Genomic DNA, 19,803 nt, shown 5'->3' on the forward strand with positions numbered 1-19,803 from the left:
GAGCGGCCGGAAAAGCGGGTGCCCCACCGGTGGTAACACGGGTCGGCCACCATTGTGCAACGTGGGGCGAACGGGTCAGGACAGCTCGGTGAGCACGTGGTCCACGCACGCGGTGAGCGCCTGGACGTCGCTCGGCTCGACGGCCGGGAACATGGCCACGCGCAGCTGGTTGCGGCCGAGCTTGCGGTACGGCTCGGTGTCGACGACGCCGTTGGCGCGCAGGACCCTCGCGACGGCGGCGGCGTCGACGTCGTCGCTGAAGTCGATGGTGCCGACCACCTGGGAGCGCTTGGCCGGGTCGGTCACGAACGGGGTCGCGACCGGGGACTTCTCGGCCCAGTCGTAGAGGATGGAGGAGGACTCGGCGGTGCGCGCCACCGTCCACTCCAGCCCGCCCCGCGTGTTCATCCACTCCAGCTGCTCGGCGAGCAGCAGCAGCGTGGCCACGGCCGGGGTGTTGTACGTCTGGTCCTTGCGGGAGTTGTCCACCGCGGTGGTCAGCGAGAAGAACTCGGGGATGTACCGGCCGCTCGCGGCGATCTCGTCCACCCGGGCCAGGGCGCGGGGCGACATGACCGCCAGCCACAGCCCGCCGTCGGCGGCGAAGCTCTTCTGCGGGGCGAAGTAGTAGACGTCCGTCTCGGTGATGTCGACGGGCAGGCCGCCCGCCCCGCTGGTGGCGTCCACCAGGACGAGCGCGTCGTCGTCGGCGCCCGCGACCCGCTTGATGGGGGCGGCCACGCCGGTGGACGTCTCGTTGTGGGTGAGGGCGTACACGTCCACACCGGCCTCGGCGACGGGCTCGCCGTGGCTGCCGGGGTCGGTGCTGATGACGGTGGGCTCCTCCAGCCACGGGGCGCCCTTGGCGACCTTCGCGAACTTGCCGGAGAACTCGCCGAAGGACAGGTGCTGGGACCTGGAGCGCAGCAGGCCGTGCGCGGCGATGTCCCAGAAGGCGGTGGTCCCGCCGTTGCCGAGGACGACCTCGTACCCGTCGGGCAGGGAGAAGAGGTCGCTCACGCCGGCGCGCACCCGGGAGACCAGGGACTTGACCGGCTTCTGCCGGTGGGAGGTCCCCATGTAGCGGGAGCCGGAGGAGGCCAGGGCCTCCAGCTGCGCGGGGCGCACTTTGGACGGGCCGCTGCCGAAACGGCCGTCGGCGGGCAGCAGGTTCGCGGGGATCTGAATCTCGTCGGTCACGGTCCCCAGGGTAGTGGTGGGAGTGGTGACGCAGCCGGTCAGGGCCTCCGTTCACGGCGTGCATGCGCGTGACCGGAGGATCGAATTGTCACATTCTCAGAAGTTCTGGCCGGTATGGGTCAGTGTCAATTCCGCCAAAACGGATGAATCTTCCGAAGCCCTTGTTGTCTAATGAGAAACAGCTTCGGGGGGAGTGACGGGACCGACACGAGCCGTGAAGGGGTTTTCGCGAGTGGTTGACGACGAGTCCGGCGACCGGACCGCCGCCCCCGGGGCGCCGCCCCGTTTCCTGGCCGTCTTCGACGCGCTGCGGGCCCGCCCCCCACGCCGCAGGTACACCCTCCTGGCCCGCATGGAGCGCCGCGTGGCCCGCCGGCTCCCCGCGGACAAGCACGACGGCCTCCAGCGCGGCGACGTCGCCGAGCCGCCCCCCGTCCTGGACCTGGCCGTGCGCGGTACGGCGGACCGCTCGGAGGTCCTGCGCATGCTGGTCGAGCGGGGCGGGGCGAACCTCGTGTGGCGCCTGCCCGAGGCGGAGGAGCCCGCGGAGCCGCTTCCGTCCGGCGGGGCCGGGGGGAGCGCGGAGGCCGGAGGGGCGGCCGCCGCTCCTCGGCCCGGCGACGGCGGCCCTCCCTCCGGGAACGGGGCCGGGAGGCGGTTCGGGCGGCGCCGGACCGCGCCGCACCCGGGCGTCGAGAGCACCGGCGCACCGCTGGCCGCCCCTCCGGGCGCCGGCCCCCCGGGCGAGGACGCCCCCGTCACCACCGACCAGCTCTACGACCTGATGGAACGCCTGGTCGACGGCCGCCTCGCCCGCCTCGGCGACCAGCCCGGGCAGAAGTGGTACCACAAGCCCCCCTCCCCTCCCCGCTTCGCCCGCCTGAGCTCCCTGCTGTGGCTGCGCAGGTGCGAGCCGGCCACAGTGCAGGCCAACGTGTCCGGCTCCGAGGTCCCCCAGGACGGCGTCGCGCTCACCAGCGACAGCAAGACCCAGGTGGAGGTCATCAACGAGCTGCGCCGGGTCCGGCTGGACAGCGCCAGGGAACGGCGCGAGCGCCTCCTCGACGCGGCCGGAGGGCGGAACCCGGACACCGGGGACGACGGCGCCCCGGCCGGAGCACCGTCACGGTGGGAGCGGTCCCGGCTCTCCTTCGTCGTGCGCCGGCGCTGGCTCGCCTCCGCCGCCTCCCGCACCTCCCGCTGGGCGACCCGCGTCTCCGACCGGGTCACCTTCGGCAAGCTCGACGAGAGACTGCTCACCCCGCTGGCCTTCGTCGTCTCCCTCGTCGTCACCGCCACGCCCTTCGCCGTCCTGGGCCTGGTCGCCCAGCAGGTCAACGAGCTGATCGGCCTCCTCGCCGGCGTCGCGCTGACGGCCGCCTACGCGGTCGTCGCGTTCTTCGTGCTCCTGCCCTGGTGGCCCTACCGCTGGCTCAACCGGCACCGCTACGTCACCCACGAGGCGGGCGGCGACAAGGCCCTCCCCAACCACCGCGAACGCGGGATCCACGTCCTCAACCAGCTCAACGACCGCGACACGGGGGGCGGGCGGATCAGCGCCGACACCAGGCCTCCCGGCGTCCACCGGCTCGCCGTCAACGCCTTCCTCGACGACCTCCACCGCGCCTACGGCGCGGCCGGGCGCCGCAGGCGCAAGCGCAGGCAGCGCCCCGTGCTCCTCCTGGAACAGGAGCGCCTCGACCCGGTGGCCCGCTACCTCGTCCTCCTCGTCGAGGACGAGCGGCTGCGCCGCGGCTTCCCCGACCCCCTCCTGATCGTGCAGGTCCGGTGCGGCTCCACCCCTCCGCTCGTGCGGGGAGGGGTGGACACCGCCCGGTACCCCTCCCTCCCCGAGGGGGAGGGCGCCGCGCAGCGGGCCCCGGAGGTCGGCCGCTGGACCAGGGCGCGCCACGCCGCCGGGCGGCTCGGCGCCCACCGGCTCGTCGCCCTGGACGTCGTTCCGCTGCGCGGGGACCGCCCCCGGGGCTCCTTGCGGCCCGAACCCGTCCGGGTGTTCACCGCCCCCGCCCTCGCGGGGCTCTGGACGGCGGGCGCCGCCGCCTGCGTCGTCCTGGCGGTCCTCCTCGGGACGGTGGTCGTCCCCGCCCTGCACCCCTGCGTGCAGCGGGGCCTGGTGGTCCCCGCCGGGATCGACACGAGGAACGGCCAGTGCGTCGGCGTCTCCTTCGGGGACTTCGTGTTCCACGAGCGGCTGGAGGAGGTGACCGAGCGCATCCGGGACCAGAACCGGGCGGTCGACGACAGCGGGGACCCCTACGTCACCATCGCCTACATCGCCGAGCTGGAGATCGCCGACCCCGGCGACCCCTCGCTCTCCGGGGTCCAGGGTGAGCTGCTGGGCCTGGCCTTCCAGCAGGACCAGCACAACGAGCTGGTCGGCAGGGACGGCACGCCCAAGATCAAGATCCTGATCGGCAACGCGGGGGAGGCGTGGGCCCACGCCGAGGAGACCGCGCGGGAGATCGCCGCGCGGTCCGGGAACACGTACCTCGGCATGGACCGCCCGATCGGCGCCGTCGGCTTCGGGCACAGCGTCGCGCCCAACAGCGAGGCCATCCGGATCGTCGGCGACGCCGGGATACCGATGGTCGGCACCACCGCCACCTACGACGACGTCGCCCGGTCCGGCGAGCGGCAGCACAACGAGTTCTTCTTCCCCGTCGCCCCCGCCAACAGCCGCATCGCCGAGCAGGCGGCGCACTGGGCCTACAACGGCGTGCCGTGGACCGGCGACCGGGGGGTGGAGTACGGGCTGGAGCCCGCCCGCACGGCCGTGGCCATCGCGAGCGCGGGGGCCGCGGAGGACGGGGGAGCGCACGAGCAGTACGGCCCGCACCTGGCCGAGCTGTTCATGGCGGCCTTCCAGGAGGAGGGCGGATCCGTCTGGGAGGGCGCGCGGGGGCTCGGGCCGGAGGAGTACGCCGACGGGACCCTCCTGTACGGGAGCGGCGACCTGGAGGAGGACACCACCTTCCGGGACCACCTCGACCGGCTGTGCACGGAGGACCCGCCCGACCTGCTCTACTTCGCCGGGCGCTCCGCGGACTTCACGGCCTTCCACGACTACTTCAGGACCGCGGGCGGCGCGGCGTGCGTGGGAGGGGACATGACCATCCTCGGCGGGGACGACATCGCCAAGTTCGTCGCCGACGAGGAGGACCGCATCAGCCAGTCCCTCCAGCACCCCGTGTTCTACACGCCGCTCGCGGCCAGCGGGTCCTGGGGCGAGTCGGAGGCGCTGGCGGAGGAGGACTCCCAGGGGTTCTACACGGCGGTGGACGACCTCGTGGAGGAGCTGTACCGGGAGGACGGGGACGAGGAGGGGGAACCGGTCCCGCGGACCGAGCTCCCGTCGATCGCGCACGCCGCGGTGGCCAGCGACGCCCTCCTCGTCGTCTCGCGGGCGATGCCGCACACCGGCCTGACCCCCGAGGAGCTCGCCGCGCGGGGGCCGCTGGGGTTCGTCGGACTGGAACGGCGGCCGTTCCTCCGGGCCCAGGAGGACTACGAGGCCAAGCGCGACCAGCTCCTGGGCGGGATCCGGGACACGCGCGGCCTGACCGGCATGTCGGGCTACCTCGAGTTCGACAGCTCGGTCGACGGCCACTGGTTCCCGGAGCGCCTGGTGCAGCTGGTCCTGGTGGGACCCGACTCGGGCGGGGACCGCCAGCACGTCATCCACAGGTGCGGCATGAGCAGCGCGGACCTGCCCCCGGCCGACCCCGGCTGCGTATGAGGGGGAGCGGGGGGCGGGGCGGGGTGGCGCGGGACCGCCCGACGCGAGAAGATGCCCGTTGTGGACCACCGAAACCCCGCCGAACTGCGGAAACCGTACACGGGTGAACCCCTGGTGCGCTCCTCCCTCGCCGCCCATCCGATGACGCAGTTCCACCTGTGGTTCGAGGAGGCCTACGAGTCGGGGCTGGCCGAGCCGAACGCCATGGTCCTGGCCTCCGTCGAGCCCTCGGGGATGCCCAGGGCCAGGACGGTGCTGCTGAAGGGCTACGACAGGACCGGGCTGCGCTTCTTCACCAACTACACCTCCAGGAAGGGGGAGGCGCTGGACGCGGACCCCCGCGCCGGCCTCCTCTTCCCCTGGCACGCCATCCGCAGGCAGGTCCTGGTGGCCGGTCGGGTCGAACGGCTCTCCGACGCGGAGAACGACCGCTACTTCGCCACACGGCCGCGCGGCTCGCAGCTCGGGGCCTGGGCCAGCGAGCGCCAGTCCCGGACCGTGGAGGACCGCGCCGAGCTCGACCGCCTGTACCGGGGCTTCGAGACGGTGTGGGCCGAGGACGAGGAGGTCCCCAGGCCCTCCTACTGGGGCGGCTACCGCCTCGTCCCGGAGGAGGTCGAGTTCTGGCAGGGCGGCCCGGACCGCATGCACGACCGCTTCCGCTACCTGCGCGGCGACGGGGACGCGTGGGAGATCGACCGCCTGTCCCCCTGAACCCCGCCGCGGAGGGGCCGGTGCGGGCGCCCCCGGAGTGATCCCCGTCGCGTCCGGTGCGCGCCCCGGGCCCGTGTGGCGCCGGAGGGCCCTTCGCAAGGGTCCGTCGGGCATTCCTCCAGGGGCGAACGGCCCGGAGGGGCCGGGACCAGCGACTCCTGCGCCGAGGGGCGGACGACGCCCCTCCGCTGTCCACATTGTGGGACGGTGGAGAAATTCGGGCTCGCCGATGCGCGATATGCTTGCCGTATCGGTGGTCGCTCCCGCGGTCCTGCGGACGCCCCGGTCCCCACTCGGCCCCTGGGAATCACGTGGTCCCGGCCTGTGTTGTGAGAGACCTGCCGTGCCCGCTCGCGACCGCGCGTCGGGCGCAGAGCCTTGGGAGGGGAGACTTGACCGCACACGGGCTGATCGACACCACGGAGATGTACCTCCGGACGGTTTTCGAGCTCGAGGAGGAGGGCATCGTCCCGCTTCGGGCGCGTATCGCCGAACGCCTGCACCAGAGCGGACCCACGGTCAGCCAGACGGTGGCCCGCATGGAGCGCGACGGCCTGCTGCGGGTCGAGAACGACAGGCACCTCGTCATGACGGCCGAGGGCCGTCGACTGGCCACGCACGTCATGCGCAAGCACCGGCTCGCCGAGCGCCTGCTCGTCGACGTCATCGGGCTGCCCTGGGAGGACGTGCACATCGAGGCCTGCCGCTGGGAGCACGTGATCTCCGAGGCGGTGGAGGAGCGCCTCGTGACGCTGCTCAACGCCCCCTCGGTGTGCCCCCACGGCAACCCGATCCCGGGCCTGGACGAGCTCGGCCTGGAGAACTACTCGCCCGAGCCCTTCACCGACGACTCGATCGTTCCGATGATCGACGTCGCGGGCAACAGCGAGACGACCGTGACGGTACGGCGCATCAGCGAGCAGATCCAGTCGGACGCCGACATCATGCTCACCTTGCGCGAATCCGGGGTACAACCCGGGCAGGAAGTGGTGCTCAGGGCCTCCGACGGGGGCGTCCACGTGATCGGCGGCGAGTCCGAGGGGACCGACCTCTCCGAGGTCGTCGCCGGACACATCTTCGTCGCCAAGCCGTGAACCACGCGAACACGTTGATTGGTTGCTCATCGGGATTGTCACATTGCGCTGCGGGAACGTTGACGGTGTTGCTACGCTCGCCCCAAGGTGCGGTCGTTCGGGGTACCCGGAGCGGGCATGTATGCAGCTCATGACGGCGAGGTGGCGGCTAGATGACACGGTGGGGTGAGCCCTTCCGGGAGAGCGGCGCGCTGACCACGGCCGCTGTGGTGGACCAGGCGCAGATCGCCATCGTCGTCATCGACAGGTCCAGCCTGCTGCGCTACTGGAACCCCTTCGCCCGCGAGCTCTTCGGGTTCGTCGGCGGCCGGGACTACGTCGGCCTCTCCCTCCTCGACATCGGCATCCACGAATCGGACCGCGAACACGCCTCCCAGCTGGCCCGCCGCGTCCTGCGCGGCGAGCACTGGGAGGGCACGTTCGCCGTCCTCAAGGGCGACTCCACGTGGATCCACGTGCGCGCCCAGGCCGTGCCGATGCGCGACGAGTCCGGCGAGATCGACGGCATCACCCTCATCGCCCGCGAGGCCCTGCGCAGCGGCCGTGTGGAGGAGCAGTACGGACTGCTCGAACGCATCGGCAGCCGCCTGGCCAGCTCCCTGGAGTTCGACTCCACGGTCAAGGGCGTCGCGGGCATCCTGGTGCCGCAGTTCGCCGACCACTGCTTCATCGACCTCTACGACCACGACCGCCTGGTCAGACAGGTGTCGGTGCACGCCGAGGGGTGGACGCCGCCGCCCCGCACGTGGTTCGGGGTCGGCGACGAGGTCCGCTACCCCGAACGCCACTTCGTCACCCAGGCGCTGCGTCGGATGGAGACCGTCGTCAGCAGCGACTACCTGTTCGAGAACTCTCCCAGCACCCGCTCCGACACCGTCTCCCGGCAGGTCGGCGTCACCTCCGCCATCGCCGCCCCCCTGCGGGCACGCGGCGAGGTCCTCGGCGTGCTCACCCTGGCGCTCTCGGGGCTCTCCCCCCGCCAGAAGAGCACCTACGGCGGGTTCGACCGCGACCTCGTCGGCGCCATCGCCTCCCGGGTGGCCCTGACCATCGACAACGCGCGCCTGTTCGAGGAGGAGCGCAGCACCGCCCTCGCCTTCCAGCGGAGCCTGCTCCCGCACCACTTCCCGCACCTGGACGGGCTGACCATCGCCCACCGCTACCAGCCCGCCGGGCCCCTCCAGGCGCACGGCTACGGTGTGCAGACCCAGGTCGGCGGCGACTTCTACGACGCCATCCCGCTCTCCGCGGGACGCGTCGGGCTGGTCATCGGCGACGTGGAGGGCCGCGGTCCGCACGCCGCCGCGGTCATGGGGCAGCTGCGCGCCGCCCTGCGGGCCTTCGCCCAGGCCGACCGCGAGCCCGCGGACATCCTCCGCGAACTCGACGAGTGGGTCCGCCAGCTCGGCCAGCCGGACGAGGACGGCGGCGGCACCTGGATCCCCAGCGTCAGCTGCCTGTACATGGTCTACGACGCGTGGTCGCGCGAGCTGTCCTACGCCAACGCCGGGCACGCCACACCGCTGCTGGTCACCTCCGACTCGGTCGACAAGCTCGACCTGGCGGCGGCCGACCGCATGCTGGGCGTGCGGGCCAAGGGCGGGGCGGCCGAGGACGTCGTCTACCACCAGGCCGAACTGCGGCTCCCGCTCGGCGCGACCCTGGTCATGTACACCGACGGGCTCGTGAACCGGCACCCGGTCGGCGGTGCGCCCGACCCCGAGCGCGCCCTGGCCAGGCTGGCCGAGCGGGTCTCCGAGGTCGCGGACAAGGACGTCGACGAGATCGCCGAGGCGGCCCTGCACGGCGTCCCCGGCGAGCTGGACGACGACACCGCGCTGCTGGTCGTGCGCACCCACTCCGACGCACTGGCCCTGCGCGAGGGCTGGTTCCCCTCGGAGGCCTCCACCGTGGGCGAGGCGCGCCACCTGGCGGCCAAGACCTTCGACGAGTGGGGGATGGACCGCGACCAGTCCGAGCTGGCCTGCCTGCTGGTCTCGGAGATCGTCACCAACGTCGTCATCCACGCGACCCCCCACCCCGTGCACCGCGAGTTCACCGGCAACGGCGTCCTGGACTCGGAGACGCCCCTCGGCGCGGGGTCGGCGGCGGACGAGTTCGACGAGGACTGGACGGACCTGCTGGAGGCGGCGGCCGAGGAGGACGACGAACCCGCCGAGGACACCGCCGACAAGGAGTTCCTGCTCCGGTTGCGGCGCGGCGCCTCCGCCGTGTGGGTGGAGGTCTTCGACCACGACCTGCGCCTGCCCCGCATCCGCAGCGCGGCCGCCGACGACGAGGGCGGTCGCGGCCTCTACCTGGTGGAGCAGCTGGCGAGCCGGTGGGGCTCCCGTCCCACGCCGGACGGCAAGGCGGTCTGGTTCGAGATGCCGATGCACGGTGAGGACGAGGAGGGCTCGCAGGGCTGAGCCCTCCCGCGGGCCGCGGCGGCCGACCCCGTCGGCCCGCCCGGTTCCGTGACGCGGGGGCCCCGTGCGTCCCAGCGGTTCCGCGGGCCCCTGCGGCCCCGCCCCTCCCGCCGTCTCCCGGACCCGGCGGACGCGGCGCCGCCCCCGCCCGCTCCCCCCGCCCGCCCCCCCGGGCGTCCCCCGCCGTGCGGTCGGCCGGGCGTCGAATTCCCGGCGAACAAGGCGTTTTCCGCCCTGCCCTTCTTGTCGTGGACGACCGTCGCGGTTAATTTGTCCGACGACAACAGAAAAAGATGAACCGATTCCCGGACAGGGAGTGGAGGACATCGATGGAAGAAGCAGAAGTGGTTCCCCGTACCAATTCTGCAGGTCCGAGAATCGCCGAGTCCGCCCGGAGGGGCGTGGGTCCCCGTTCCCCACGCGTCCCGGCGGTCCGCAGGGCTCCCTCCCCCGCCACGGGGGCCGGAGCCGCGAGGAGGGCAGGCCGCCGTGTCCCGCGCCTGGCCCTCCGCTCCCTCGTCGGGGCCCTGGCGCTGGTCGTCGCGCTCCCGGCCCACGCCTTCGCGGCGCCGCCCCCCGCGCTTCCGGCGAGCCACGCGGAGGCGGACGGGAAATGGCAGCCCGCCTTCGACTACGACACCGACGGCTGCTATTCGTCCCCCGCCATCGGATCGGACGGGACCGTCGCCGAGGGGCTGAAGACCTCCGGGGCCCTGAACGGCAACTGCCGTGACCGTTCCGACCTCGACAACACGAACTCGTATTCGCGCTCCAAGTGCGACGCGAGCGGATGGTGCGCGTACATGTACGCGCTCTACTTCGAGAAGGACCAGACCGTCCACGGCTGCTGCGGACACCGGCACGACCTCGAACACGTCGTGGTGTGGGTGTTCGACGACGAGGCGCGCCACGTCTCGGCGTCGGCGCACGGCGACTACGACACGAGGCCGGCGTCCGAGGTGCTGTGGGAGGGCACCCACCCCAAGATCGTCTACCACAAGGACGGCGCCTCCACCCACGCCTTCCGGTTCGCGGCCGGGCACGACGACCCGCCGGAGAACCACTACGGCGTGTGGCAGTACCCGGACCTGGTGAGCTGGGACCACTACCCGCCGGGCATCCGGGAGGCGTTCACGTCGGCGGACTACGGGAGCGCGCAGCTCGACCTCAGGGACGGCTCGTTCCCGGGGGCGCTGGCCAGGGCGCAGCCCGACGGCATCGAGTTCGATCCCTACGCCTAGACCGCGGTCGCCGGGTGCCCGCCCCGTCGCGCGACGGGCGGCACCCGCCGGCCGCGTCCGTGCTCCGCCCCGCCGTGGCGGGGCAGGCGGCGCGCCGTCCCTACCGCCAGGACCACGCCCAGAGCAGCAGGCACACGAAGACGAAGAAGACCACGATCCCGCTGGTCGCCCAGGGGATGTGGATCCTGGGCCGGAGTCTGCGCACGCCGATCACGAGCAGCACGACCAGCAGGCCCATGACGATGAGGCCGTCCCACGCACCGCTCATGACTGCTCCGACCCTTCCAGGGGGTTGTCAGGTCACAGGCCGAGGCCGCGTCCCACGATCTCCTTCATGATCTCGGTGGTGCCACCGTAGATCGTCTGGACGCGGGTGTCCTGCCAAGCCTGTGCCACGGGGTATTCCATCATGTACCCGTACCCGCCGTGAAGCTGGAGGCACCGGTCCACGGCCCTGTTGCACATCTCGGTGGTCCACCACTTGGCCATGGCGGCGTCCTCGACGGTCAGCTCACCCCGGTTGAGCAGCTGGATGCCCCGATCCACGTAGGTGCGGGCCATGTCGACCTCGGTGGCAATCTCGGCCAGAACAAAACGACTGTTCTGGAACCGCCCAATCGGACGCCCGAAGGCGGTGCGCTCCCGGCAGTACTCGACGGTGTGCTCCAGCACGGCGCCGGCGGAGGCGACCGCGCAGGTGGCGATGGACAGGCGCTCCTGCGGCAGGTTCTCCATGAGGTGGATGAAGCCCTGGCCCTCCGTGCCGATCAGGTTGGCCGCGGGGACGCGCACGTCGTCGAAGAACAGCTCGGCGGTGTCCTGCGCCTTCATGCCGATCTTGTCCAGGTTGCGGCCACGGCTGAAGCCGGGCATGCCGCGCTGGACCATGAGGAGGGAGAAGCCCTGCGCTCCCGCGTCGGGGTCGGTCCGGCAGACCACGATCACCAGGTCGGCGTTGACGCCGTTGGTGATGAAGGTCTTGGAGCCGTTGACCACGTACGCGTCGCCGTCGCGGACCGCCGACGTCCGGATGCCCTGGAGGTCGCTGCCGGTGCCGGGCTCGGTCATGGCGATGGCGGCGATCAGCTGGCCCGAGGCGAATCCGGGCAGCCAGCGGCGCTTCTGCTCGTCGTCGGTCAGCTTGACCATGTACGGCGCCATGACGTCGTTCTGGAGGGTCATCCCGAGGCCGCTGGCGCGGGCCCGGCAGATCTCCTCGTTGACGACGGCGTTGTACCGGTAGTCGTCCAGGCCGGTGCCCCCGTACTCCTCCGGCACGCCGTGGCCGAGGAGCCCCACCTCGCCCGCCCGGGTCCACACCTCGCGCGGGACGATCCCGTCCTTCTCCCACTGCGCGTGGAAGGGGACGACCTCGCGCTCGAGGAACTCGGCCACCGATGCGCGGAAGAGGTCGTGGTCGGCGTCGAAGAGTTCCCGCTTCATGCTCTGCTCCGGACGTGTCGGGGATCACTGGCTGACGCCACAGTAACCGAACCATATTCGGTTTTGAAGGGGCGGCTCCAAGCCACGGCAAAGTTCCTGTTCCGGTGGGCGGTTCCCCGCTCACGGGAGCCCCCGGGTTCCTACTGTGGCCGCAGCGGGGCCGTGAGCCGTGCGCGGCCCGACACGGGGGAGAGCCGATGGCGCAGCACGAGGCCGACCGCCGGGAACGCAGGGAGCACCGGGGCGGCAGGATCGCGGTGATCATGACCGCGCTGATGCTCACCGTGCTCCTGGCCGCCCTGGACCAGACGATCGTCTCCACCGCGCTGCCGACGATCGTGTCCGAGCTCGGCGGGCTCAACCACCTGTCGTGGGTGATCACCGCCTACCTGCTCGCCGTCACCGCCGTCACCCCGCTGTGGGGCAAGCTCGGCGACCAGTTCGGCCGCAAGCGGCTCTTCCTCCTGTGCATCGGGATCTTCCTGGTCGGCTCCGCCCTGTGCGGCATCGCGCAGGACATGCTCCAGCTCATCGTCTTCCGGGCGGTGCAGGGGCTCGGAGGGGGAGGGCTGATGGTGCTCGCCTCCGCGATCATCGGCGACGTCGTCTCGCCCCGGGAGCGGGGCAAGTACCAGGGGCTGTTCGGCGCCGTCTTCGGCATCTCCAGCGTGGCGGGGCCCCTGCTCGGCGGCCTGTTCGTCGACCACCTGACCTGGCGGTGGGTGTTCTACGTGAACCTTCCCCTGGGGGTTCTCGCGTTCGCCACGGTGCTGGCGGTGCTGCCCGCCAGCACGCCGACCGGTCGGCGCCGGGTCGACTACGCCGGGATCCTCCTGCTGGCCGCCACCGCCGTGTGCCTCACCCTGGTGGCGGCCTGGGGCGGCAGCGTCTACCCGTGGGCCTCGCCCCAGGTCGTGGGGCTCGCCGTCGCGGGCGCCGTCCTCGGTGTCGGATGGTGGCTGACCGCGAGGAGGGCCGCCGACCCGGTCATGCCGCTCAGCCTGTTCCGCGACCCGACCATCGTGGTCGCCATGGCCATCGGGTTCTGCGTGGGCTTCGCGATGATGGGGTCGATGGCGTTCCTGCCGCTGTTCCTCCAGATCGTGCACGGCCTGTCCCCGACGGCCTCCGGCCTCCACCTGATCCCGATGGTGCTGGGCATGTTCCTCACCTCGATCACCAGCGGTCGCCTGGTCACCCGCACCGGCCACTACAAGGCCTATCCCGTGGTGGGCATGGCCGTCACCTCGCTCGGACTGCTGCTCCTCTCCCGCCTCGGCCCCGAGAGCTCGCTCTGGGAGATGGGATTCTACTTTTTCGTCCTGGGGTTCGGCCTGGGGCTGGTGATGCAGGTGGTGGTCGTGGTCGTGCAGAACGCGGCCGACTACGCAGACCTCGGGGTGGCCACCTCCTCGGCGACGTTCTTCCGGTCGATCGGCGGCTCGTTCGGCACGGCCGTGTTCGGGGCGGTCTTCTCCGGGCAGCTGGCGGCGAACCTGGCGGCCCGCGCCGGGGAGATCCGGCTGCCGCCGGGGGTGGACCCGGCGTCCCTGGAGAGCGACCCCCGCAGTCTGGACCGGCTGCCCCCGGAGGCGCAGGCGTCGTTCCTCCAGGCCTACGCCGACTCCGTGGACACCGTGTTCCTGTGGGCGGTGCCGGTGGCGGCGGCCGGGTTCGTGCTCGCGCTGTTCCTGCGGCAGGTGCCCCTGCGCACCACCGTCGGCTCCCCCGGGCTGGACGAGTCGATCCCGCCCGTCGCCGCGGGGAGCCGCAGCGCGATGGAGCACGTCGAGCGCGAGGTGTACCGGGCCTGCGGCAGGGAGGGCGCGGACGAGATGTACGGGCGCCTGCGCGAGGCGGCGGGGCTGGAGATCTCGCCGCGCGCGTGCTGGGCGCTCAGCCACCTCGGCGTCACCGGGCCGCTCACCGGGGCGGAGCTCGCGCGGATGTCGGGGCTGGGCGAGGACGCCTGGGAGGGTGTGCGCCGGGAGCTGGAGGAGGCCGGATACCTGACGGGCGGGGGCGGGGCCTGGGAGCTGAACCGGCGCGGGGCGGACGCGGCCCGGCAGGTGTTCGACGCCCAGCGCACCGCGCTGCGCTCGCTGCTGGCCGACTACGGGCCCGGGGAGCACCCGGAGGTGGTCGCCGCCCTGGAGCGGATGACCGCGGACACCCTCGGCGACGAGGGGGACGCCTCGCGCCTCGGCGAGGGGGCCCACCGGCTGTAGCAGCACGGGGGCGGGGCTTGCCGGATCCAGGGAACCGAATACAGTTCGGTTATCGTCACCCACGCTCTTGGAGGACACCGTGGCCGAGGCATACATCGTCGGCGCAGTACGCACCCCCGTCGGTACCAGGAAGGGCGCCCTCGCCGCCGTGCACCCGGCGGACCTGGGCGCGCACGTGCTCAAGGAGCTCGTCCGGCGCACCGGGGTCGACCCCGCCGCCGTCGAGGACGTGGTCATGGGCGTGGTCAGCCAGGCGGGTCCCCAGGCCCTCGACCTGGCCCGCACCGCGTGGCTCTCCGCCGGCCTCCCCGAGAGCGTCCCCGGCGTCACGGTCGACCGCCAGTGCGGCTCCTCGCAGCAGGCCGTCCACTTCGCCGCCCAGGGCGTCATGTCCGGCACCCAGGACCTGGTCGTGGCCGCCGGCGTCGAGAACATGGGCATGGTCCCCATGGGCGCCAACGTCCAGTTCGCCCTCGACAACGACCTCCCCCTCTACGGCGAGGGCTGGACCGGGCGCTACGGCCTCCAGGAGATCTCCCAGTTCCGCGGCGCCCAGCTCATGTGCGAGAAGTGGGGCTACAAGCGCGAGCGGCTGGAGGAGTTCGCCCTGGAGAGCCACCGGCGCGCCGCCGCCGCGCAGGAGGAGGGGCGCTTCGACGACCAGATCGCCCCCCTCGCCGGGGTGAGCCGGGACGAGGGCGTCCGCGCCGACACCACCCTGGAGAAGATGGCCGCCCTCAAGCCGCTGCGCGAGGGGTGGGAGCTCACCGCGGCCGTCGCGAGCCAGATCTCCGTGGGCGCGGGAGCGCTGCTCATCGCGTCCGAGCGCGCGATCGAGCAGCACGGGCTGACCCCGCTGGCCCGCGTCGTCCAGCTGGCCCTGGTCGGCGACGACCCCGTGTACATGCTCACCGCGCCCATCCCCGCGACCAGGGTCGCCCTGGCCAAGGCCGGGCTGGGCATCGACGACATCGACGTCACCGAGATCAACGAGGCGTTCGCCCCCGTGCCGCTGTCGTGGATCGAGGAGCTGGGCGCCGACCCCGCCAAGGTCAACCCGAACGGCGGCGCGATCGCCCTGGGCCACCCGCTGGGCGCCACCGGCTCGATCCTGATGACCAAGCTGATCGCCGAGCTGCACAGGACCGGCGGACGCTACGGCCTCCAGACCATGTGCGAGGGCGGCGGCCAGGCCAACGTCACCGTCATCGAACGCGTCTGACCCGGAGTGCCGGGGCCGCGTGCCCGCCCGCGGGCGCGCGGCCCCCGCCCCGGACCCGCCGTCCGCGCCCGCCGCTCACCGGCGGGCCAGGGCGGGGCCCCCGGCGCCGTTCTCCAGCCCCAGCCAGGCGGCCATCCCGGCCAGCTGCTCCACCAGCTCCGGCACGGTGTCGGCGGGGGCGCCGTCCTCCAGGGTGATCTTCTGGGCCAGGAGCGTCCCCGACGCGCGGTCCGCCTTGAGGTCCACCCGCGCGACCAGGTCCTCGCCCAGCAGGAACGGCAGCACGTAGTAGCCGTGCACCCGCTTGGCGGCGGGCACGTAGATCTCCAGCCGGTAGCGGAACCCGAACAGCTCCTCGGCGCGGTCGCGCGTCCACACCAGGGAGTCGAACGGGCTGAGCAGCGCCCGGGCCGTCATCGAGCGGGGCACCCGGGCGTCCCGGTGCAGGTAGGCGGGGCGGTTCCAGCCCTCCACCCGCACCGGGACCAGCTCACCGGAGTCCACGAGGTCGGCCACGGCGGGCCTGGACTCGGCGGACTTGAGCCGGAAGTAGTCGCGGAGGCAGGGCTCGGTGGCGACGCCGTGCGTGCGCGCGGCGATGGACACCAGCTCCCGGTGCGCCTCCTCGGGCGTGGTGGGCGGGGCGTCGCGCACCTCCGGCGGGAGGACCCGCTCGGGCAGGTCGTAGAGCCGCTCGAACTGCGAGTTGCGCCCGTTGGAGGTCAGGTCGCCGATCCAGAACAGGTACTCCAGGCACTTCTTGACGTCGGACCAGTTCCAGCCCCAGTGGTCCTTGGCGCGCGGCGCGTCGTGCGCGAGGGCGGCCTCCACGCCGCGGGCGGTGGCCGGGCCGATCCGGACGACCTCCTCCAGGACCGCCTTCAGGAGTTCGGGCCGCTCCTCCCGGATGCCGTTCATCCAGCCGACCCGGGTCTGGGCGCGGTTGCGGTCCATCCGGTGGCGCATGAGCTGCCGCGTGGCCGGCGGCACCAGGCTGGCCTCGTGGGCCCAGCACTCCACCAGGCGCGCGCCGCCCGCCCCCGCGGCCGTGGTGGCGGCCCGGTCCAGCAGCGCGGTGTCGTAGCTCCCCAGGCGGGCGAACACGGGCAGGTACTGGCTGCGGGCGAGCACGTTCACGCTGTCGATCTGGAGGATCCCCACCCGGCGCACCACCCGGGCCAGGTGGGACAGGGTCGCCCTCCCCCTGGGCCGCGGGTCGGCGAAGCCCTGGGCGGCGAGGGCGATCCTGCGCGCCTGGGAGAGGGAGAGGTCCGCGTCTCGGCGGGGGTGCGGTTCAGCCATGCCGCCACGGTAGCCCCCGGTGGCGACAGTCGGCCCGCCGCGGTCGGCGCCGGGGCGGGGACGGGCCTTCCGCGGACCGGTCGGCGCCGGAGCCGGGAGGTCGGCGGGCGCCGGCGCCCGCCCCCCCCGGTCGATGTGTCCTGCGTCACGTGGCCGCTGTCGTCGTGCCCGGTGACGCGCGGATCGACGACTCGCCGTGGCCGCGCACGGCGGTTCCGTGGAAAAAACCTTTGGCCCAATGCGAACCCCGAGGGGGTCCCGGCCGTCACAACAGAGGCGACACGAACGACCGGACACGTGCCGGGAGTCGCACACGCCCCGGTGCGGAGGACGGCCGCACCGGGGCACCTTCTGTTCCTGCCCGCCCAGCTGGGCGTTCCCCCCTCGTGCACAGCCCGCGTCGAACACCCGGGCCCCCTCCATGGCCTAGCCTTCTGCTGTGCGTATCGCGACTTGGAATGTGAACAGTGCCAGGGCCAGGGTCGACCGGATCGGGGCCTGGCTGGACCGGAGCGACGTCGACGTCCTCGCCATCCAGGAGACCAAGGCCAGGGACGACCAGTTCCCGGCCTCCGTCTTCACCGACCGCGGCTACGAGGTCGCCCACCACGGCCTCTCCCAGTGGAACGGGGTCGCGATCGCCTCCCGCGTCGGGCTGGAGGACGTGCGGGTCGGCTTCCCCGGCCAGCCCGGATACGGCGACCCCGAGGAGTCCGAGGCGCGCGCCGTCGGGGCGACGTGCGGCGGTGTCCAGGTGTGGAGCCTGTACGTGCCCAACGGCCGCGAGGTCGACCACCCCCACTACGCCTACAAGCTGCGCTGGCTGAAGGCGCTGCGCGAGGCGGGCGCCGCGCGCCTCGCGCAGGACCCCGACGCGCAGATCGCCTACGTCGGCGACTTCAACATCGCCCCGCAGGACGACGACGTGTGGGACATGGCCGCGTTCGAGGGCAGCACCCACGTCACCGCGCCCGAGCGCGCGGCCTTCGAGGAGCTCGTCGGCGCGGGGTTCCGCGAGGTCGTCCGGGAGCACACCCCGGGACCCGGCGTGTACACCTACTGGGACTACAAGGGGCTGGCCTTCCCCAAGCGCAGGGGCATGCGCATCGACTTCGTCCTCGCCTCCCCGGCGCTCGCCTCCCGCGTGAGCGGCGCGAGCATCGACCGCGAGGAGCGCAAGGGCAAGGGGGCCTCCGACCACGCACCGGTCATCGTGGGGCTCGACGGGAACGACGGAGCGTCCGTCGCCAAGGTGAAGGAGGCCGGGGCATGAGCGCCGGGAGCAGAGCGGTCGGGACCACGGACGGCGGGGGCGCCGCCGGCGGCGCGCCGCGCGTGGCCGTCTTCGGCAGCGTCAACATGGACCTGGTCGCCTACGTGGACGAGGTGCCCGCGAGCGGCGAGACCGTGACGGGCACCGACTTCCGCCAGGTGCCCGGCGGCAAGGGCGCCAACCAGGCGGTGGCCGCGGCACGGGCGGGGGCCGACGTGGCCTTCCTCGGAGCGGTGGGCGACGACGCCTTCGGCGAGGAGCTGCGCGCCAACCTGGCGGCCGCCGGGGTCGGCGTGTCCGGTCTGCGCACGGTCCCCGGGGTGTCGGGCGTCGCCCACATCGTCGTGGACGGCAAGGGGGGCAACTCGATCATCGTCGTCCCCGGCGCCAACGGCGGGGTCGCCGGCGTGGCCGACGGCGACGCGGCTCTCATCGAGGGGAGCGCGGCCCTGCTGCTCCAGCTCGAACTGCCGATGGAGGCCGTGGTCTCCGCGGCGCGGACCGGCCGCGCGCTCGGTGTGCCGGTCTACCTGACCCCGGCCCCCGCGCGCGACCTGCCCGCGGAGCTGCTGGAGTCGGTGGACGTCCTGGTCCCCAACCAGCACGAGGCGGCCGCGATCACCGGCCGCACGGACCCGCGCGAGGCGCTGGCCGCCCTGCTGGAGCTGGTCCCGGAGGTGCTGCTGACCCTGGGCGAGGACGGCTCGCTCCACGGCCGCAGGGGCGGGGCGGCGGTGGCCTCGCCCGCACGGCAGGTGAGGGCGGTGGACACCACGGCCGCGGGGGACACCTTCTGCGGTTCGTTCGCGGTGGCGAGGGCGGAGGGCCGGTCGCCGGAGGAGGCGATGGCGTTCGCCGCGGCGGCGGCGTCGCTCTCGGTCCAGCGGCCCGGCGCCAGTTCGTCCATGCCCACCCGCGAGGAGGTCGAGGCGCTGCTCGGCGGCGTCGCCTGAGGCCGGTCCGGGGCGGGGGCGGACGGGTTCCGGGGGACGGTCCCGGGATGTGTCGGCGCTCGCCCCGTGCGGTTCCCGGGACGGGCGCCCCTCAGGCCGTGTGCCCGATCTGCTGGAGGAACGGGCGCGGGTCCTGGTTCTGGAGGCGGACCTCCAGCACGATGTCGACGGTGTCGCCGACGAGCCGGCCGCCCCACGGGACCTCGCCGCCGTCGCCCACGCCGAAGTCGGAGAGGCGGATCCGGGTGTTCGCGGAGAAGAAGTGCCCGTAGGTGTCGGCGGGCGACACGTAGTCCGGGGACTCGCCGACCCACTGGGAGTCGAGGGTGACCGGGAGGGTCGTCCCGTGGATGGTCAGGTCGCCGAACAGCCGGAAGGAGTGCTGTCCGCGCCGGCTCGGCTCCAGCCCGGTGGAGGCGAAGCGGATCTCGGGGTGGTGGTCCACGTCCAGGAAGTCGGCCGAGCGCAGGTGGGCGTCGCGCGCGCCCACGCCGGTGTTGACGCTGGCCGCGTCGAGGACGACCTCGACCTCGGACCGTGCGGGGTCCCCGGTGACGAGCACATGCCCGCGCGCCCGTCCGAACGTGCCCTGGACCCGGCCGAAGCGCAGGTAGTGGGCGACGAAGATCAAGCTGGAGTGGAGCGGGTCCAGGTACCAGGTGCCCGGCCCCGGTCCGATCTCGGGGGTGGATGTCATAGCCATTTGCTCCCTATTTGTCCGGTCTGTGGCTTTTGTCCACATACCTTAGGTCTGACGTCCACCCGGAACGCGAAGTTCTGGCGCGACCGGGCACGAGACATTGGACTCTGTCGTCCCCGACGGCGGCGAAACCCCCGCTGACGAGGCACGTCACCCCTTCGCGGCCCCGGGCCGGGAGCGGGGCCGGAACCGGCCAGGCGTGCCCGCGGACGGCGGAGGGGGCCGGGGCGGTCGTCCGCCCCGGCCC

At 72.9% G+C, this 19,803-nt stretch carries 14 protein-coding genes; 9 read left to right on the forward strand and 5 right to left on the reverse strand.

What is annotated here, in order from left to right:
• Positions 1 to 75: 75 nt before the first annotated feature.
• Positions 76 to 1,200: a phosphoserine transaminase gene (gene serC / locus ACWGL3_RS21315; RefSeq protein WP_344179915.1), complete on the reverse strand. Its 1,125-nt coding sequence runs from the start codon at positions 1,198 to 1,200 to the stop codon at positions 76 to 78.
• Positions 1,201 to 1,432: 232 nt separating this feature from the next.
• Here serC and ACWGL3_RS21320 point away from each other — a divergent pair, with 232 nt between their 5' ends.
• The 5 genes from ACWGL3_RS21320 to ACWGL3_RS21340 all read left to right on the forward strand — a co-directional run bounded on the left by ACWGL3_RS21320 (position 1,433) and on the right by ACWGL3_RS21340 (position 10,435).
• Positions 1,433 to 4,957: an ABC transporter substrate-binding protein gene (locus ACWGL3_RS21320; protein WP_452461714.1), complete on the forward strand. Its 3,525-nt coding sequence runs from the start codon at positions 1,433 to 1,435 to the stop codon at positions 4,955 to 4,957.
• A gap of 60 nt (positions 4,958 to 5,017) precedes the next feature.
• Positions 5,018 to 5,671 carry a pyridoxamine 5'-phosphate oxidase gene (gene pdxH, locus ACWGL3_RS21325; RefSeq protein ID WP_267947962.1) on the forward strand — a complete coding sequence of 218 codons (654 nt, stop codon included), beginning with the start codon at positions 5,018 to 5,020 and terminating at the stop codon, positions 5,669 to 5,671.
• Positions 5,672 to 6,063: 392 nt separating this feature from the next.
• The gene (locus ACWGL3_RS21330) at positions 6,064 to 6,765 is read left to right on the forward strand and encodes a metal-dependent transcriptional regulator (protein ID WP_344179910.1); all 702 of its coding nucleotides are present in this window, start codon (positions 6,064 to 6,066) and stop codon (positions 6,763 to 6,765) included.
• Positions 6,766 to 6,917: 152 nt separating this feature from the next.
• The gene (locus ACWGL3_RS21335) at positions 6,918 to 9,194 is read left to right on the forward strand and encodes a SpoIIE family protein phosphatase (protein WP_267947964.1); all 2,277 of its coding nucleotides are present in this window, start codon (positions 6,918 to 6,920) and stop codon (positions 9,192 to 9,194) included.
• A 401-nt stretch (positions 9,195 to 9,595) separates the two neighbouring features.
• Positions 9,596 to 10,435 (forward strand): NPP1 family protein, encoded by an 840-nt coding sequence (locus ACWGL3_RS21340; RefSeq protein ID WP_267947965.1) that lies wholly within the window; start codon positions 9,596 to 9,598, stop codon positions 10,433 to 10,435.
• Positions 10,436 to 10,535: 100 nt separating this feature from the next.
• Here the strand turns inward: ACWGL3_RS21340 and ACWGL3_RS21345 are convergent, their stop codons facing one another.
• Complete coding sequence (locus tag ACWGL3_RS21345; protein WP_267947966.1) at positions 10,536 to 10,703, reverse strand: hypothetical protein; 168 nt, start codon at positions 10,701 to 10,703, stop codon at positions 10,536 to 10,538.
• A 32-nt stretch (positions 10,704 to 10,735) separates the two neighbouring features.
• The gene (locus ACWGL3_RS21350) at positions 10,736 to 11,878 is read right to left on the reverse strand and encodes an acyl-CoA dehydrogenase family protein (RefSeq protein ID WP_267947967.1); all 1,143 of its coding nucleotides are present in this window, start codon (positions 11,876 to 11,878) and stop codon (positions 10,736 to 10,738) included.
• Positions 11,879 to 12,075: 197 nt separating this feature from the next.
• Between ACWGL3_RS21350 and ACWGL3_RS21355 the strand changes: the two genes are divergently transcribed.
• A complete protein-coding gene (locus ACWGL3_RS21355) occupies positions 12,076 to 14,106 on the forward strand; it encodes a DHA2 family efflux MFS transporter permease subunit (RefSeq protein ID WP_452461715.1) in 2,031 nt (676 codons plus the stop codon).
• 79 nt (positions 14,107 to 14,185) lie between these two features.
• Positions 14,186 to 15,328 (forward strand): acetyl-CoA C-acetyltransferase, encoded by a 1,143-nt coding sequence (locus ACWGL3_RS21360; RefSeq protein ID WP_267947969.1) that lies wholly within the window; start codon positions 14,186 to 14,188, stop codon positions 15,326 to 15,328.
• Between the two features lie 75 nt (positions 15,329 to 15,403).
• Here ACWGL3_RS21360 and ACWGL3_RS21365 read toward each other — a convergent pair whose 3' ends face one another.
• Positions 15,404 to 16,630, reverse strand: coding sequence for a winged helix-turn-helix domain-containing protein (locus ACWGL3_RS21365; RefSeq protein WP_452461716.1), 1,227 nt, complete (start codon positions 16,628 to 16,630; stop codon positions 15,404 to 15,406).
• A 439-nt stretch (positions 16,631 to 17,069) separates the two neighbouring features.
• On the opposite strand from ACWGL3_RS21365, the gene ACWGL3_RS21370 reads away from it, so the two are divergent.
• Together ACWGL3_RS21370 and ACWGL3_RS21375 are read left to right on the forward strand one after the other, a co-directional pair.
• A complete protein-coding gene (locus ACWGL3_RS21370; protein WP_344179901.1) occupies positions 17,070 to 17,903 on the forward strand; it encodes an exodeoxyribonuclease III in 834 nt (277 codons plus the stop codon).
• Positions 17,900 to 18,856, forward strand: coding sequence for a ribokinase (locus tag ACWGL3_RS21375; RefSeq protein ID WP_267947972.1), 957 nt, complete (start codon positions 17,900 to 17,902; stop codon positions 18,854 to 18,856). The genes ACWGL3_RS21370 and ACWGL3_RS21375 overlap by 4 nt, the downstream gene beginning before the upstream one ends.
• 91 nt (positions 18,857 to 18,947) lie before the next feature.
• Here the strand turns inward: ACWGL3_RS21375 and ACWGL3_RS21380 are convergent, their stop codons facing one another.
• On the reverse strand, positions 18,948 to 19,553 hold the full coding sequence (locus ACWGL3_RS21380; RefSeq protein ID WP_267947973.1) for a YceI family protein: 606 nt from the start codon (positions 19,551 to 19,553) through the stop codon (positions 18,948 to 18,950).
• Positions 19,554 to 19,803: the final 250 nt, after the last annotated feature.

The sequence above is a fragment of the Nocardiopsis sp. NPDC055824 genome, from assembly GCF_053616335.1.